This is a genomic window from Novosphingobium pentaromativorans US6-1 (genome assembly GCF_000767465.1).
GTDB lineage: Bacteria > Pseudomonadota > Alphaproteobacteria > Sphingomonadales > Sphingomonadaceae > Novosphingobium > Novosphingobium pentaromativorans.
The window spans coordinates 3,827,390-3,842,465 of the sequence record NZ_CP009291.1; the positions used below are offsets into that span (position 1 = coordinate 3,827,390).

The following is a 15,076-nucleotide window of genomic DNA, read 5'->3' on the forward strand; positions in this document are numbered from 1 at the left end:
TCTCTGGTTTTGCTCCGCATGGAAGAGCGCCTTGCCGCCATTTGTGCTGCCGTTCCTCCGATCAATCCCGGGCTTCAATACTGGCTCGATAGCGACGCTGGTCCTTCCTACTGTCGGAAGTGCGTGATCGCGGCACGGGGCAGGGAGTTTGAGCTTGGCCCACCGCTAGAAGACGCACCTTTCTACCGTCGAACCGATCTGGAAGACGCATTCCATGACGGCATCGACGGCGGCTTCGACACAACGAGCGACAGCACGAGCGCTTGTGAAACCTGCGGGACAACCCTCTCGTACATCCTGACGGATTACGGGGTGGAGCAGGAGATAAACTATTACCGCGAGGCGCCAATCTGCGCGCTTCGCGATGAGGACTCCTATGCCCTTGATCGGCTCGCCCTGAATATCTGGGAGGGGTCGCCCCGTCACATGATCCTTGGGGCGTTGGTGGCCGTCAATCAGGCTTGGCGGCTTCTCCAGCAGCGCCACATCGACGAGGTGGACCAATGACCGTCTACGTCGACGACACGCGCCTGCGCCTCGGCAACATGATCATGTCTCACATGTGGTCGGAGAGCCTCGACGAGCTGCTCGCGATGGCTGACCGCATCGGTGTCCAGCGCAAGTGGATTCAGGGCCACCCGACGCTCTCGCACGGGAAGCACCGCAATGTGGCCTGGGTCCACTTCGACATCTCCCTGAGCAAGAAGGAGAAGGCCCTGCGCTACGGCGCGGTGCTCACCGATCGCTACGGGCCGGTCGAGTACACCGCGCGCCTGGACGCGAACTCCGACGATCCGAAGCGCCGGCGCAAGGGAAAGAAGATGCTCGCAGCGGTCGAGCAGGCGCGGGAACGCCGCGCGAAGGAGGCAGCATGAGCGAAGCAGTTGAACCGATCATCCTCGTGGATGCAAACGATCCGGACAAGAAGCCGCTGCTCTACGCCTGCGGTAAGTGCGGCTCTGTCCACTCTCCGGAGATCTACCTAGCCCGCAAAGAGGTGCGGCACGCAACTGCCCTTGAGGCGGCGCGTGACTGCTACAATTGCAAGACCCATAGCAACTGCCGGCACTGCGGCGTCGAATGCGGCAAAGGCTGGACGGCTTGTGACAAATGCCGCCTTGAGCGCGAGATAGAGCGGGCCACTGAAGTTCCCAATGACGGTGGGCCGTACTTCGGCTTCGGCGATCAGCAGATGTATCATGAGATGGATGATGCGCGGGACGCTGGGCACGAGTGGGTTTGCCCCACAAATAAGCAATATCCGCGCATTGAAGCATGGAGGGTCTTCGAGAACTTAACCGAAGACATGTTTGAGGACGCATCCGAGGACGATCTCAATGGCACCGCCGAACTGACCGCTGCGATCGAAGCGTTCAACGAAGCGCAGACCACCTGCACCTATTGGGCCGACCTGACGCGCAAGATCAAGGTTCCGCCTTGTGACGGGGAGGCAGCATGAGCGACCTCGGCAACGATCTGTTCGGCGCGCCCGTCATGCAGCGCCGCGCCGACTTCGACGGAAAGAACCGCCTGCGCCTGATCAGGCAGTGGGGACCGGGGCCGCGCGCTTGCATAATCGGCCACAATCCATCCTCCGCAAATGGCACAGGGGATGACCCTACCTCGCGCTGGTGGAACGAGTGGTTCCAGCTATTCGGCTTCGGCGGCTATGTCGCGGTCAACCTCTACCCGTGGTGCAGCGCCAAGCCAGCTGATGTCTACGAGCGCGTCGATGGCATTGACCGTGGCGATTGGGGCGCGCGCGACGAGCTTCACTACGTCAACCTGCCAGCCGTGGTCGCGGAAGCGAAGAAGGCCGATCAGGTATTTGTGTGCTGGGGCGCGATAGCGCGGGACTGCATGTGGCTCGATCATGTCGTCGAGGAGATCCAGACCGGGGAGGAGCCATATCCTGACCTCTGGTGTTGGGGAAAGACGGCGAGCGGTGCCCCGAAGCACCCTATGGCGCGCGGCAAGCATCGCATCGCCAAGGACCAGAAGCCTATTCTTTGGAGGGCAGCATGATGCGCGGAACCGCCAAGGAGCGCATCCCATACGGCGCGCTCGTCCTGTGCCGCGGCTTCGAGGTGGTCCTTGCCGGGCCCGAGATTGCCAATGGCCGGGCGCGCAGGCCACCGCGTTGGGCGGGCCGAAGTGACGAAGCCTATCACGCTGGCGATTGGGTGAGCGTCGAGCCGATCGAAGGGCTGGGAGATCGCGACCTCAACGCCCTGGCAAATGGTCCGATCATGGATCCGCGCAGGATCTACCTGCCAGCCGGAAAGCTCACCGAGCGCGCCTATCAGGAACGCCTCGATCTGCAGTTTCGTGAGGCTGGAATCAGCCGTGGAGGTAATGGAACATGACCGCCGTCCCAAAACCCCGTGCGCGCCATTACGCCACCAAGGCGAAGGTGCGATCCTACATCGAAACGGCCCGCGAGCTTGGCGTGAAGGTCGGTGGATTTGAGGTGACACCCGACGGCACAATCCGCATTCTCGCCGAACAGGCGGCGCGCTCGGCGACGGGCGCATCGAACGCCTACGACGACTGGAAGCGCGAAGGGAACTGACGTGGCGCAAGGGCCGCACATCGTTGCCAAGAGGAAGCCGGGGCAGCCGGTGCGCTGGTATGTCTATGCCTGGCGCGGCGGACCGTGCGTCCACAAGCAGCAGGGCGGTGCGCGCCCGAAGCTGACCGGCGATATTATTGACGCGATCGGCACCGCCCGCAGCAGAAGCGATGCGTTCATTGCATCCGGCACCATGAAGTCTCTGGTCACTGCCTATCGAGGCAGCCCCGAATGGCAGAAATTATCTCCCACCACGCAACGCGGGTGGCGGCCATGGCTAGACAAGATCGAAGCCAAGTTCGGAAAGGCCCCGCTGGGCGTGTTCAACGATCGCCGCATCAGGGGCGATATCCTCGACTGGCGGGATGCGTACGCGGATCGGCCGCGCAGCGCCGACATGGCTATACAGGTTCTGTCTCGCGTCCTTTCGTGGGGCGTTAACCGAGGCCGGCTCGATAAGAACCACACGTCGGGAATCGATCAGCTTTACGACACAAATCGAGCCGACATCATCTGGACCGAAGAGGACTTCGCGGCCTTCAACGACAAAGCCAGCGCCGAGGTCCGCGAGGGCGTCGAGTTGGCAGCCTGCACGGGCTTGCGCCGCGGCGACCTGGTTAAGCTGCCGTGGTCTGCCGTCGGCGATCACGCGATCATCTGGCAGACCAGCAAAAGCCGTGGCAAGGCGCGCATCGTCATCCCGCTTCTGCCTGAGACGAGGGCGGTGCTGGAAAGGATCAAAGCGCGCCACGAAGCGGAGATGAAGGCGAAGCCCGAAGGCAAGCGCAAGGAACTGCCCGAGACGATCCTGAGCAACAGCATGTGGCGCCCATGGACGCCGATGGGATTTGGTAGCCGCTTCCACGATGCGAAGACCGAGAGCGGAATCAAGGTCAACCTTCACGATCTTCGCGGCACGTTCGCAACGCGCTGCATGATCGCCGGCCTCACCGATCAGGAGATCGCCGACATCCTCGGATGGAACACGAAAGACGTTGCGATGATCCGCGTTCGGTACGTCGATCAGGCCCGAGTCGTGGTGGCAATGGCCCAGAGAATCGCCTCTGGAACAAAGTGAGACTGTGTAAACCGGCTGTAAACCGGCCCAGACAGGTAGGTGCTAAGTGATTGAAGAAATGGTCGGGGAGACAGGATTCGAACCTGCGACATCCTGCTCCCAAAGCAGGCGCGCTACCGGACTGCGCCACTCCCCGACCTCTCGGGCGTCGATATCAGGCGATGGTGGGCCCGGCAGGATTCGAACCCGCGACCTAGCCGTTATGAGCGGCCAGCTCTAACCGCTGAGCTACAGGCCCCAAATCGCCGACCCGGCTTCAATCGACATAGCCGGGCTGAGGCGCGTTAGCTTGCATCATCGAACTACGCAAGCTCCACGCTCGACATGATTTGTGCAACATTGGTGGGCTTGACGCCGCGCCGCTCGAGATGGGCGAAAAGCGTGCGCCACCAGTCGTAAAGCGCGTCGAGATCCTCGTCCGTGCGCACATAGGGCGTGTGGCCCGGCGCGAGCGAAGGGCTGTGGAACGAGAAGACGAGGACGGGCAGGCCTTCGTCGATGGCGATGTCGACCCCGCGAAGCGCTTCGTCCGTCGTCACGCCCTCCGGCGTCATCGGAATTCGCTCCAGAAGTCCGGCACGGGCCAGCACGCCGCGTGCGGTGGGCGCGCGCCACAGCTGCGGGTAGATGACATTGCCGAGCTGGCGCAGCGGACCCCAGTAGACGGTCGTCAGAGGCAGTTCGAGCAGGCGGCGCTCCCGGTCGACCCAATAGGGCTTGAGAGGGTGGCTGCGATAGTTCGGGCCGCCATTCCCGCTGTAGTCGAAATGCGATCGAACCGATGTGTCGATGGCTATGCCGAACTCGGCGAGAATCTCGCTGGTACGTGGGCCCAGTCCGTAACGTCCGGCGCGATAGATCCGCGGCGGCGTTCCGAAGGCGGCTTCGATCGTGTCGCGCAGCTGCAGGAATTTCTGGCGTTCAAGCTCAAAGCCCAGATTTCCTGCGTAGCTGTTGAATTCGTTGACTTCCTCATCGAAGGGCGGATTGACCCAGGGATGAAGCTGGACGCCCACTTCGGCGCGGCCCGAACTGACGGCCTCCCCGAGGACTTCCCGGGTGAGCGCGGACTTGGCGACCGGATAATCGATCAGGTAGGTCGGCACGACGCCGAAGCCTTCGCAGAACTGCTGGAACTTGCGCAGGGCGGGAACCGTCGCGACGCCATGCCTGTCCCGGTTGAGCGGCGCGTCCCAGTCGAATTCCTCTTCGGTATCGACGGTGACAATGAATCGTTGTCCGAATTCGCGGGAAAATATCGCAAAGTCAGCCGCTTCTGGCGGATTCAGCAGGTTTGGCGCCGGCAAGAAAATAGTCCCCTTCGATCCGCCCGCACCTGCCAGAGGGCGCAAGTGTCAGCGCGAATGATTGACAGCGGTGCTATGGCTGGCGGCCGCAGCGGTCAACCCGGGCAGGGTTAAATGAAGATCATCGCCTTCGCGCCGGAGCGCGCCGCCTACCGCGGCTGCTTCGGCGGCGGCGAGCCGCAGGGTGAAGCCGAGGCCGAACATGCCGGCCGAGAGCGTCTGGCCCCGCTCACCGGGCAGTGTTTCGAACATGTCGCGATCGTCGCGCGCGGCGAGCGATGCTGGCAAGGCGATGCGCAGGCCGATGCAGTCGTCCGCTTCGCGCGAACAGGCCAGTTCGAGGATTTCGTCAGGCGCGGTCGATCCGGCGAGTGCGGCCAGGAGGCGCCATACGAGGCGTTCGGCCTCGATCCGGTCGACCTGGATGAAATAGGTGTTGAGGTCGATGTCGACCGGAAGCGCAAATCCGCTGCGCCGCGGATCGGTCCAGGTCCGCAGGCGGGCGACAGTCTGGATCAGGATGTCGCCAATGTCGCATTCGCCGTTTTCGACCTGCATGGCGCCTGATTCGAGCTTTACCAGCCGGTCGAGTTCCTCGAATCCCGCAAGGATATGGGCGCAGTCGCCCGCGATGGCGGCGGCAAGAGCGCGATATTCGTGCGGCGCGGGGCCATAGAGCTGCTGCTGGATGATTTCTGCAGCTACCTGGATGGCATTGGCCGGAGTGCGCAGTTCATGCAGGATCTGGCGCATCCGATCGGCTTCGCTGAGGTTGCCGCTCGACCGTTCGTCGCGGGGGCGGGGGCGGGCAGGGCGCCGCAGCCGTCCGAGGTAGCCGAGGAAGCGGCCTGTCTGTTCATCGAAGCTCGCGATGGCATCGACCTGCCATTCGCCGCTGACGCTTGGAGCACCTGCGATCCGCACGTGTGCGGCGCGCAAGGGCAGGCGGTGGCGGATCGTCGTGGCCATGTCCTGGTTGGGCTTGGCCTGCTGTTCCGCCACTTCGTGCGCGGAGAGGCTGAGGCCGACCAGCGACGGCGCATAGGCGCTGTCGGCCCAGGTAATGCGGCCTTCCTGGTCGGTTTCGAAATCGACCGTGACCGGAAGGCGCGGGGCGGTCGCGGCAAGGTCGCCCAGCGGCAGGCGCGGATCGTCGTTCGCCACTTCGAAAGTCGAGTGCGATTGGCGTGCCCTGCGGAATTCCTCGATGCGCCGGACGATTGCGCCGATCCCTGCCTCGGAATTGCGCGGCCGTTCGGCCTGGACAGCGGCAGCGGCCCGGGCCCATTCCGCTGCGTGATCGGTAGCGACTGGCTGGCTGGATGGCGTGAGTGCGGGCTGCTCGCGCGGAGACGGTGCGGCGGGTTCGGGTGCCGCAGGCTGGGGCGTGGCCTGCACCTCGAGCGCGGATTCGTCGGCCAGGTCGAGGATGTCCTCGAGACTGGGGACGCTCAGTTCGACGGTCGCGGGCGCCGGATTGGTAACGGGAGGCAAGCCGCGATCGCGAATGCCGAGCCTTTCGAGCAGGGCTTCGACCTTCGGTTCCAGGTCGCGGCGGTGGCGCAGGATGCCGCGCGCGCGGACCGGCAGCTCGGGAATGAGCTTGAGCCATTCGTCCTGGTGTAGCCGTGCACCAGTAATCGCCGCAGTGGCGACATCAGGCTCGTCGGCGGCGAGAATCGCCAGAAGGCGGGAATTGGTGATCGGCTGCAGGGGATGGCGCAGCAGTCGGGCGCGGTCGGCCGCGGGTATGTGGGCTGTCAGTTCCTCGATACGGGCCAGTCCGGCATCGAGCATCTCCGACTGTGCATCGCAGGAAAGGCGGCCGAGCAGATCGACGAGTTGCCTGTACTGGATACGCGCGAATGCATCGCCGGAGGCGGGCAGGCGCATAACCGTGGCAAGGCGATCGTCGAAATGCATTCAAACTCCAGGCGCGTCCTGTCCGCTTAGAGGGTGACAGGTTAACCACGTCCTTCCACTCGGGTGTCAAAATGACCCGGAAAATATCCTAGCAAAGTAGCGAAATAGCGAAAGCAGGCAGTTTCGGGGCGTTGCAAAGCGGGACGATTACGCTATGGGATAATAATATTACAGCGTGGCCGCATTTTCGATGTGGAAATTGCACTCAGGGGTGGCTGCAGGGGTGCGGCCGACAGGAAGGTCCAAATGTTCAATCTCGATGAAATCGACCGTCGCCTGCTTGCCGAACTGCAGGATGAGGGACGCATCACTAATGTCGAACTGGCTCAGCGCGTTGGCTTGACGGCGCCGCCGTGCCTGCGCCGCGTGCGCAGCCTTGAAGAAGCCGGCATCATCCAAGGCTATCATGCGGATCTCGACGCGTCCAAGCTGGGTTTCACGATCACCGTTTTCGCACTCGTCAGCCTGAAAAGTCAGGCGGAAGAAGCCTTGCGGGCATTCGAGGAGCACATGCAGGGTCTGCCCGAAGTGCGCGAGTGCCACATGCTCAACGGTGAGATCGACTTCATCCTGAAGATCGTCAGCCGCGACTTGCAGAGCTTCCAGGAATTTCTGACCTCCAAGCTCACGCCCGCGCCGAACGTCGACAGTGTGAAGACCTCGCTGACGATCCGCACTTCGAAGAGCCAGCCCGGCGTTCCGATTGGCGGCTGAAGGTTGCTGGGGCGCAAGCAGGCGCAAGAGTGCCTGCGCGGATGCGGATTGCCTATTTCAGAGTGCTGCGGCAGCTTCCAGGGCGATCACGTAGCTGTTCGCGCCGAAGCCTGCGATCGTGCCCTTGGCGGCCATGCCCACCCAGGACTTGTGTCGGAATTCCTCGCGCGTGTGCGGATTGGACAAGTGGACTTCGATGACCGGCGTCGTGATGGCGCGGATCGCATCGTGCAGGGCGACTGACGTATGCGTATAGGCGCCCGCGTTCAGCAGCACCGCGTGGGCTTCTTCAGCCTGCGCCTCGTGCAGCCAGTCGACGAGGTGGCCCTCATGGTTCGACTGGCGCATCTCGATCTCGCAATCGAGCATGCCGCCGCGTTCGATGAGCATCGCGGCAATGTCGTCCAGGGTCTGGGCGCCGTAAATTCCGGGTTCGCGCTGGCCTAGCAGGTTGAGGTTGGGGCCGTTGAGTACATAGACCAGCTTCGATGCCATCGTTCGCCATTCCTTTGGGTGCGGCCTTTTGCGCAGCTTGCGCGAGGCCCTGTCTTTCGGCGAACAGCCTTAGCGGCTGGGCATGGCCATGCAAGTCGGTGCGGCGATCGGATCGCTCAGGCGTCGATGGCGGGCAGGCTCGGATCGGGGGGAGGGGCGTCGTCGGCCGGTGCCGAATCGGAATCGGGCGCGTCATCGACATAGCCCTCGTCGCCGCTGGAACCGCCGTAAAAGTCGGAAAGGCCGGCCTGGCGGGCCTGCTCGCGCGCAGCCGCGGCCTCGCGCTCCGCAGACTCGCGGGCCTGTGCCTCCTCCTGCGCCTGGGCCTTGGCCTTGGCGAGTTCCTGTTCGAGTTCGGCTTCCCGGCCCGATCCGCATGCGGACAGGGCCAATACAGGCGCGATTGACAGGAATGTGCGCAAGATTGGGCGACCCACGATTCAGTTTTCCTTGCTGCGTACGCTGCGAAAAGGAGCAAGCTTTGACCTGCTCCTAGAACGGTAAAGCTTAGGAATGTTTTACCGCGAAAATCCGTACGGTCCTGATGTCATGCAGCGGTTAACGGTCGCTTCCTTTGGCTTTGCCCCATTGGCGCATGGCGGAATAGCCAAGGTAGCCGGTACCGAAGAGCGCGTAGAGCGGTTCGGGAATGCCGCGCAGGTAGGCGGTCATGCCCGTGGCAATGGCCTGCGCGGTCGAAGGGCTGAAGGCGCCGATCAGGCCCATCGGCAGGGCCCAGAGAATCATGGCGTACATGACGTAGAGAAAGCTGGGACGGGCGCGGCTCGTCCATGGATCGGTAGATCCGGCCTCGGCGACGACGGCGGAGAGGCTGGCCTGAAGTTTCTCGATTTCCTGCGAATTCTCGAGTCGAAGCAGTTCCAGCTTGGCCCGGTCGCGGGCGTCCGGATCGGGAACGACCTTGTCGATGATGTGTGAAATCGGGCTGATCAGCGAATCGAGCAGCGGCATGGGACACTCCTGCATTGCAATTGGCGATCGCAGGTAGGTAACCAAATCGGCGCGTGTAGGAAAACGCTGCGTTTGCCTTGCGGTACACGCGGGGCATCGCGACCGGCTGCGCCGCGATGCTTCCTTATTTTCCGAATGTCCTGGAAAATCTTGGTCGGGACGAGAGGATTCGAACCTCCGACCCCCACACCCCCAGTGTGATGCGCTACCAGGCTGCGCTACGTCCCGACCGAGGGGTGCGCCTATAGGCACCTCATTCGAGGAGCGCAAGCGCGAAGAACATACTTTTGCGCATGGGTTGAACGGTTTCCCGTCGCACCTATGTTTCGCCCCGTCCCGGTACCGTTCCGAGGCCGCGCGTTGCCAGTGCTTCGCTTTATTGCTAACCGCCCGCGCACTTGGAATTTCCGTGAAGTGAATTTCCCGGGCAGGAGCGCATCGGTCTGGATGACTGCAGGCGAGTCGCTCGAGGGACCACACAAGAAGGCGCATCTGTTTCATGCATAACTCGATTCTTCCCATGCTCGCTGCCGCTGCACCTGCCGGAGGGCCGCCCGCCTGGGTGCAGTACCTGCCGTTCGTGGCGATGGCCGTGATCTTCTGGTTCCTCATCCTGCGTCCGCAGATGAAGCAGCAGAAGGAGCACAAGGCCAAGCTTTCGGGCCTGAAGAAGGGCGACGAAGTGCTGACCGGCGGCGGTTTCATCGGCAAGGTCATCAAGGTCGATGAGAACTACGCCGAAGTCGAAATCGCGCAGGGCGTGCGTGCAAAGACGCTCAAGTCGACCATCGTCGACGTGATTCCGCCCGCAGGCAGCAAGCCCGCGAACGACTGAGTCGATTCTGCCCGGGCCACGTGAGGCCCGAAACACATCCGGGATGCGTCTATTCCGGCGCGCCCTCTCGGAGAGAAGCCCAAGGCAATGCTCGAATTTCCTACCTGGAAGAAGCTCTGGTACTGGGGCCTGACGCTTGTCATCGCCGCAGCCGCGCTGCCTTCACTGTTTTCCGTTTCCGGCCTTCCCTGGCCCAGCGTCCTTCCCGCCCCCGAAGTCAATCTGGGGCTCGACCTTGCCGGCGGCAGTCATATCCTGCTCGAGGCCGACAAGAGCCAGGTCGCGCAGCAGCGGCTGGAGAACATGGAGGAATCGGTTCGCGGACGCCTGCGTCTCGCCAATCCGCGCATTGCCATCGGCGATATCTCCAGCAGCAACGGTCGCCTGAGCTTCATGCTCAAGGATCCCGCGCAGGTCGATGCCGCGCGTGACGAAATCCTCGCGCTCACCTCGGGCGCCGGCCTTACCGGCCAGCGCGACTGGGACATCAAGGTCGAGGACGGCAACCGCTTCGTTCTGACGCCGACCCGCGAAGGCCTCGACCAGGCAGTGTCCGATGCAATGGACTCGGCCATCGAGGTCGTCCGCAAGCGTATCGACGCACTCGGCACGCGCGAGCCCACGATCATTCGCCAGGGTGAGGAACGCATCGTCGTCCAGGTTCCCGGTCTCGACGATCCCGAAGCGCTCAAGAGCCTGATCGGCCAGACCGCCAAGCTCGAATTCAAGCTCGTCGACGAGACGGCTGCGCCCAACGACATCCAGCAGGGCATTGTCCCGCCGGGCGACGAACTGGTGCCCTGGGCCGATCCCAATTCGCCCGGTTCGGGCGGCGTGCCGATGCTTGCGGTCAAGCGCCTCGGCGGCATCAAGGGCGACCAGCTCACCAATGCCAAGCAGGGCTTCGATCCCAAGACCAACGCTCCGGTGGTGTCGATCACCTTCGACCAGACCGGCGGCGCCAAGTTCGCCAAGCTGACCAGCGAGAACGTGAACAAGCGCTTCGCCATCATTCTTGACGGCAAGGCGCTCTCGGCCCCTAACATCAACGAACCCATCCTCGGCGGCAGCGCGCAGATCTCGGGCAGCTTTTCGGTCCAGTCGGCTACGCAGCTCGCCATCGCGCTGCGCTCCGGCGCGCTTCCGGTCGACCTGACCGTCGTTGAGGAACGCACGGTCGGGCCTGACCTGGGTGCCGACTCGATCAGGAAGGGCCTGATCGCGATGGGCGTGGGCTCGCTGCTCGTCGTCCTGCTGATGATCGTGACCTACGGCCGCTTCGGCATCTACGCGACGATCGCGCTGATCTTCAACGTGATGATGATCCTGGGCGTCATGGCGGTTATGGGCACCACCCTGACATTGCCGGGCATCGCCGGTTTCGTGCTGACCATCGGCGCGGCCGTTGACGCCAACGTGCTGATCTACGAACGCATGCGCGAAGAGCGCAAAAAGGGCCGCCGCGTCATTGCCGCGGTCGAGAACGGCTACAAGGAAGCGAGCCGCGCGATCTACGACGCCAACGTCACCAACGCGATCGCCGGTGCGCTGCTATTCGCCTTCGGCTCGGGTCCGGTTCGCGGCTTTGCCGTCGTTCTGATCATCGGCCTGTTCACCTCGGTGTTCACCGGCGTGACGCTGACCCGCATGTGGGTCGCCTCCTGGCTGCGCAAGGCGCGGCCGACCGAACTGCACGTGTAAGGGCCTGCTGCCATGCGCCTCCTGAAACTCGTTCCCGAGAACACCAACATCCACTTCCTGAAGTGGCGTGTTCCCTTCTATATCATGAGCGTCGTGCTCATCGCGGCAAGCTGGGGCCTGGTCATGACCCGGGGCCTCAATTACGGCGTCGACTTCGCCGGCGGCCTGGAAGTGCGCGCCACTTTCACGAAGGAGGCCGAAGCCCCGGTCGCGGACCTGCGCAAGCAGATCTCGGCGCTCGGCTTCGAGGACCCGATCATCCAGCGTTTCGGCGATCCGAACTCGGTCTCGATCCGCGTGCGCCTGCCCGATGAAGCCGAGGGCAACCCGGGCGCGGCCGAAGCGATTTCGAACCGGATCGTGGGTGCCATGCAGTCGAACCATCCCGACGTGCGCATCGACGGAAATGACACTGTCTCGGGCAAGGTCTCCGGAGAATTCCGCCAGATGGCGCTCTATGCGCTGCTGGCCGCGATGCTGGCGATTTCGATCTACATCTGGGTCCGTTTCGAGTGGCAATTCGGCGTCGGAGCGCTCTTCGCGCTGTTCCACGACGTGTCGCTGACACTCGGCATGTTCGCGCTGTTCCAGCTCGAATTCAGCCTGCAGATCATCGCCGCGATCCTGGCCATCATCGGTTACTCGCTGAACGACACCATCGTCGTCTACGACCGCATCCGCGAGGACCTGAAGAAGTATCGCAAGATGCCGCTTCCGGAACTTCTCGACATGTCGGTCAACGAGACGCTGGCGCGTACGGTGATGACTTCGGCCACACTGCTGGTCGCGCTGATCCCTCTGCTGCTGTTCGGGCCGGAAAGCCTCTTCGGCCTGACTGCGGCCATCGTGCTGGGCATATTCGTGGGTACCTACAGCTCGATCTACATGGCTGCGCCGATCCTGATCTGGCTTGGCGTGAGCGGCGACAGCTTCGTGCCGACCGAATCCGCGATCGAACGGCAGGAGCGCAAGGCGCGCGAGGGCGTCGGACGCCCCTGAGCCTGATGTGAAGCCCTGACGAAAAAGGGGCGGTCCGGAGGCCTTCAAACGCTCCGGACCGCCCCTTTTTTTGATTCCGCGTCCGGCGCCTTCAGGCCGGGATGCTGACGTTCCGGTCTTCCAGCACGCTTTTCCAGAAGCGCACGATGTTTTCGGCGTTCACGCCCCAGCTGAAGCGGCTGACATTGGCGGCGACGTCGGACTGGCTGGGCGGATCGGCGAGGATCTCCGCGACGGCCTCGGCGATCGATTCGGGATTGCGCTCGACCAGTCGCCCGGCGCTCGAATCCTTCACGACTTCGCCTGCTCCGCCGATGTCCGGAATGACGATGGGGGTTCCGCAGGCCAGCCCCTCGATCCAGACATTGGCCAGTCCTTCGCTGGAAGAGGGAAGGACAAGGACGTCGGCAGCGCACAGGAGGTTGGGCAGGACTTCGTGGTTGACGAGGCCGAGGAAGTGGACCCGGTCCTCGACGCCGAGGCGTCTGGCGAGCGCTTCGAGCTGAGCCATGTCCTCGCCGGACCCGGCCAGCGCCAGGCGCGCTTCGGGCAGGTGGGTCAGGGCCTCGATGACGAGGCGCTGTCCCTTGCGTTCGATCAGCGCTCCCGGGGTGACCAGAAGCGGGCCCTGGGACCATATGCCGAGGTTGGGCATGGCGGATACGAGCGCGCGGGCCGCGCCGCGCTCGACCGGATGGAACAGCTCACGGTCGAGTCCGGTATAATGCACGTCGATCCGTTCGCCCGGCATGCCCAGTTCGATCATGTCATCGCGCAGCGCCTGCGAGACCGCGAGCAGCCCGGAAGCCTGCCGTGCCGCCTCCTGCATCTGCTCCAGCGCGCGCGGGCGCTGCCCCCAATAGTGGATGTCGGCGCCGCGCGACTTGATCGTGAGCGGCAGGCCCAGTTCGCGCGCGACGATGGCCGCGGCAGGGCCGTCCGGAAAGAAGAACTGCGCGTCGACGAGGTCGAAAGGCTTTTCCTCGTGCAGGCGGCGAACCAGCGGCAGGATGGCCCCGGCGATCCGGCCAGGATTGCTGTCGCCGCCGATCTTGGGGATCGTGGTGAAGCGCGGGTAGTGGACTTTCAGGCCGACGGCATCGCTCGCTTCGGGAATGGTTTTCAGCCGGGCATAGGGCTCGCGCAGCGAAAGCGGCCAGGGTGGAACGCCGATCGGGCTGATCATCGTCAGCTCGGTTTCGCCGCGTGCGACGACCGCCCGCATCTGGTTGCCGACAAAGACGCCGAAGGAAGGCTTCACCGGGTTGGGGAAGAGCGTGGCGATGGAGAGGATTCGCATAACGGCGGCCTTAGGGTGCGCGGTTCAAAGCTTACGTACGAGCATTTCGGCAACGGCCAGCCATGCGGGATGTTCCACGATGATCTGCCTTTGTCCGCTGGCCGGGGGTAGCAGGGCGATGCGGTCGCCGTCGCGGTCTATCAGGCGGCCGAAAGCGAAACGGCCGCCGGGGCGGGGGGCAAGGACATCGCGGTTCATCAGGCGGGCGGCTTCCTCGGGTGGGTGCTGGCGCAGCCAGACCTGGTCGGCGGCGCGATATTCCCCGCAGGAGGCTTCCACTTCGAGCACGAGCCACGGGGTATCGCCGGCAAGGTCGCTGGGCGTGACCGCTTCGAGCCGCGCGCGCGCAGGTTCGGTGCCGTCCGGTCCGAGCACGGCAACGATACGCGCCGGTTCGCTGGCTTCGCTGCGCAGCAGGACTTCGGGTTCCACCTCGAGCGCAGCGGCGATTCGGTTCATCCATGCCAGCGATAGATTGCGCATGCCGGTTTCGAGCCGCCCGATCGTCTGTGCCGTCGTGGGCGGAGAACAGGCTGCCGCGACATCGGCGAGCGTAAGGCCCTTCTGCAGGCGGATGTCACGGATGCGATTGATCATGGCTGGTCCTGTGTAACCGATTTGGTTTTCACTTTCCTACAGACATGCCGATTCGGCAAGGTTCCTGCTCGACCCCCAAGCATCGGAGGCATGTATGAAGCAGGAACTCGTCGAGCGTGAATTGACCAGCGAAGGTCCCGTGCGCAGGCGCGGCGCCAGGGTCGCCCCAGCGCGTTCGCCGCGCACCGTGGCCGTCAATCTCGCCGAATCGCCCCTCAGTTGGCTTCACGCGCGCGGCCATCTGGATGACCGCCGCTTCGCTGCGGGCGAGCGGCTGCGGACCGATTGGGAACTGGCGCAGCTGGCACCGCGCATGACGATGCGTTGGGATCCGGTGCGGGCATCGGGAGGCCCCGACGCCGATTTGACTCCGGGAGAGCGGCAGGTTGCGGCCAAGGCGCGCTTCGACGGCGCCATCGAAGCGGCAGGAGCCGGACTGTCCGATGTCCTTTGGCGGGTTGTGTGCGCGGGGGAAGGGCTTCCCACTGCCGAAAAGGCACTGGGCTGGCCTGCCCGCAGCGGCAAGCTCGTGCTGGGACTGGCGCTGGACCGGGTTGCGGCATTCTACCGCATCCCTTGACCG

Annotated in this window: 19 protein-coding genes and 3 tRNA genes; 12 read left to right on the plus strand and 10 right to left on the minus strand. The window is 63.8% G+C overall.

What is annotated here, in order from left to right; genetic code table 11:
• Nucleotides 1–18 precede the first annotated feature (18 nt).
• The 7 genes from JI59_RS18110 to JI59_RS18140 are packed head-to-tail and all read left to right on the plus strand — an operon-like array spanning nt 19 to nt 3,650.
• Nucleotides 19–507 (plus strand): hypothetical protein, encoded by a 489-nt coding sequence (locus JI59_RS18110; protein ID WP_007011198.1) that lies wholly within the window; start codon nt 19–21, stop codon nt 505–507.
• Nucleotides 504–875, plus strand: a complete 372-nt coding sequence (locus JI59_RS18115; RefSeq protein ID WP_007011197.1) for a DUF4031 domain-containing protein — start codon at nt 504–506, stop codon at nt 873–875. Before JI59_RS18110 ends, JI59_RS18115 begins: the two co-directional genes overlap by 4 nt.
• Nucleotides 872–1,459 (plus strand): hypothetical protein, encoded by a 588-nt coding sequence (locus JI59_RS18120; protein ID WP_007011196.1) that lies wholly within the window; start codon nt 872–874, stop codon nt 1,457–1,459. Before JI59_RS18115 ends, JI59_RS18120 begins: the two co-directional genes overlap by 4 nt.
• Nucleotides 1,456–2,025 (plus strand): DUF1643 domain-containing protein, encoded by a 570-nt coding sequence (locus JI59_RS18125; protein ID WP_007011195.1) that lies wholly within the window; start codon nt 1,456–1,458, stop codon nt 2,023–2,025. The genes JI59_RS18120 and JI59_RS18125 overlap by 4 nt, the downstream gene beginning before the upstream one ends.
• Nucleotides 2,022–2,366: a hypothetical protein gene (locus JI59_RS18130; RefSeq protein ID WP_007011194.1), complete on the plus strand. Its 345-nt coding sequence runs from the start codon at nt 2,022–2,024 to the stop codon at nt 2,364–2,366. The genes JI59_RS18125 and JI59_RS18130 overlap by 4 nt, the downstream gene beginning before the upstream one ends.
• Nucleotides 2,363–2,572 (plus strand): hypothetical protein, encoded by a 210-nt coding sequence (locus JI59_RS18135; RefSeq protein ID WP_007011193.1) that lies wholly within the window; start codon nt 2,363–2,365, stop codon nt 2,570–2,572. The genes JI59_RS18130 and JI59_RS18135 overlap by 4 nt, the downstream gene beginning before the upstream one ends.
• A gap of 1 nt (nt 2,573) precedes the next feature.
• Complete coding sequence (locus tag JI59_RS18140; RefSeq protein ID WP_007011192.1) at nt 2,574–3,650, plus strand: tyrosine-type recombinase/integrase; 1,077 nt, start codon at nt 2,574–2,576, stop codon at nt 3,648–3,650.
• Nucleotides 3,651–3,709: 59 nt separating this feature from the next.
• Here JI59_RS18140 and JI59_RS18145 read toward each other — a convergent pair.
• The 4 genes from JI59_RS18145 to JI59_RS18160 all read right to left on the minus strand — a co-directional run bounded on the left by JI59_RS18145 (nt 3,710) and on the right by JI59_RS18160 (nt 6,880).
• A tRNA-Pro gene (locus JI59_RS18145) sits at nt 3,710–3,786 on the minus strand.
• Between the two features lie 26 nt (nt 3,787–3,812).
• Nucleotides 3,813–3,888, minus strand: a tRNA-Ile gene (locus JI59_RS18150).
• A gap of 64 nt (nt 3,889–3,952) precedes the next feature.
• Nucleotides 3,953–4,957 (minus strand): polysaccharide deacetylase family protein, encoded by a 1,005-nt coding sequence (locus JI59_RS18155; protein WP_007011191.1) that lies wholly within the window; start codon nt 4,955–4,957, stop codon nt 3,953–3,955.
• Between the two features lie 48 nt (nt 4,958–5,005).
• The gene (locus JI59_RS18160) at nt 5,006–6,880 is read right to left on the minus strand and encodes a histidine kinase (protein ID WP_007011190.1); all 1,875 of its coding nucleotides are present in this window, start codon (nt 6,878–6,880) and stop codon (nt 5,006–5,008) included.
• Between the two features lie 246 nt (nt 6,881–7,126).
• Here JI59_RS18160 and JI59_RS18165 point away from each other — a divergent pair, with 246 nt between their 5' ends.
• Complete coding sequence (locus JI59_RS18165; protein ID WP_007011189.1) at nt 7,127–7,594, plus strand: Lrp/AsnC family transcriptional regulator; 468 nt, start codon at nt 7,127–7,129, stop codon at nt 7,592–7,594.
• Between the two features lie 57 nt (nt 7,595–7,651).
• Here JI59_RS18165 and aroQ read toward each other — a convergent pair whose 3' ends face one another.
• The 4 genes from aroQ to JI59_RS18185 form a co-directional block, all read right to left on the minus strand.
• On the minus strand, nt 7,652–8,089 hold the full coding sequence (aroQ, locus tag JI59_RS18170; protein WP_007011188.1) for a type II 3-dehydroquinate dehydratase: 438 nt from the start codon (nt 8,087–8,089) through the stop codon (nt 7,652–7,654).
• Nucleotides 8,090–8,205: 116 nt separating this feature from the next.
• Complete coding sequence (locus JI59_RS18175; RefSeq protein WP_138921227.1) at nt 8,206–8,526, minus strand: hypothetical protein; 321 nt, start codon at nt 8,524–8,526, stop codon at nt 8,206–8,208.
• Nucleotides 8,527–8,647: 121 nt separating this feature from the next.
• Entirely contained in the window at nt 8,648–9,061 is a 414-nt protein-coding gene (locus tag JI59_RS18180; RefSeq protein ID WP_007011186.1) for a holin family protein, read from the minus strand.
• 151 nt (nt 9,062–9,212) lie between these two features.
• Nucleotides 9,213–9,289, minus strand: a tRNA-Pro gene (locus JI59_RS18185).
• 271 nt (nt 9,290–9,560) lie between these two features.
• On the opposite strand from JI59_RS18185, the gene yajC reads away from it, so the two are divergent.
• From yajC to secF, 3 genes are all read left to right on the plus strand, one after another.
• The gene (gene yajC / locus JI59_RS18190) at nt 9,561–9,896 is read left to right on the plus strand and encodes a preprotein translocase subunit YajC (protein ID WP_038576590.1); all 336 of its coding nucleotides are present in this window, start codon (nt 9,561–9,563) and stop codon (nt 9,894–9,896) included.
• Nucleotides 9,897–9,983: 87 nt separating this feature from the next.
• Nucleotides 9,984–11,597, plus strand: coding sequence for a protein translocase subunit SecD (secD, locus tag JI59_RS18195; RefSeq protein ID WP_007011184.1), 1,614 nt, complete (start codon nt 9,984–9,986; stop codon nt 11,595–11,597).
• 12 nt (nt 11,598–11,609) lie between these two features.
• A complete protein-coding gene (gene secF, locus JI59_RS18200) occupies nt 11,610–12,596 on the plus strand; it encodes a protein translocase subunit SecF (protein ID WP_007011183.1) in 987 nt (328 codons plus the stop codon).
• Between the two features lie 91 nt (nt 12,597–12,687).
• Here the strand turns inward: secF and JI59_RS18205 are convergent, their stop codons facing one another.
• Together JI59_RS18205 and JI59_RS18210 are read right to left on the minus strand one after the other, a co-directional pair.
• Complete coding sequence (locus JI59_RS18205) at nt 12,688–13,896, minus strand: glycosyltransferase (protein WP_007011182.1); 1,209 nt, start codon at nt 13,894–13,896, stop codon at nt 12,688–12,690.
• Nucleotides 13,897–13,920: 24 nt separating this feature from the next.
• A complete protein-coding gene (locus JI59_RS18210; RefSeq protein ID WP_007011181.1) occupies nt 13,921–14,493 on the minus strand; it encodes a helix-turn-helix domain-containing protein in 573 nt (190 codons plus the stop codon).
• A gap of 94 nt (nt 14,494–14,587) precedes the next feature.
• Here JI59_RS18210 and JI59_RS18215 point away from each other — a divergent pair, with 94 nt between their 5' ends.
• On the plus strand, nt 14,588–15,073 hold the full coding sequence (locus JI59_RS18215) for a DUF6456 domain-containing protein (protein ID WP_007011180.1): 486 nt from the start codon (nt 14,588–14,590) through the stop codon (nt 15,071–15,073).
• The last annotated feature ends 3 nt before the right edge of the window (nt 15,074–15,076 follow it).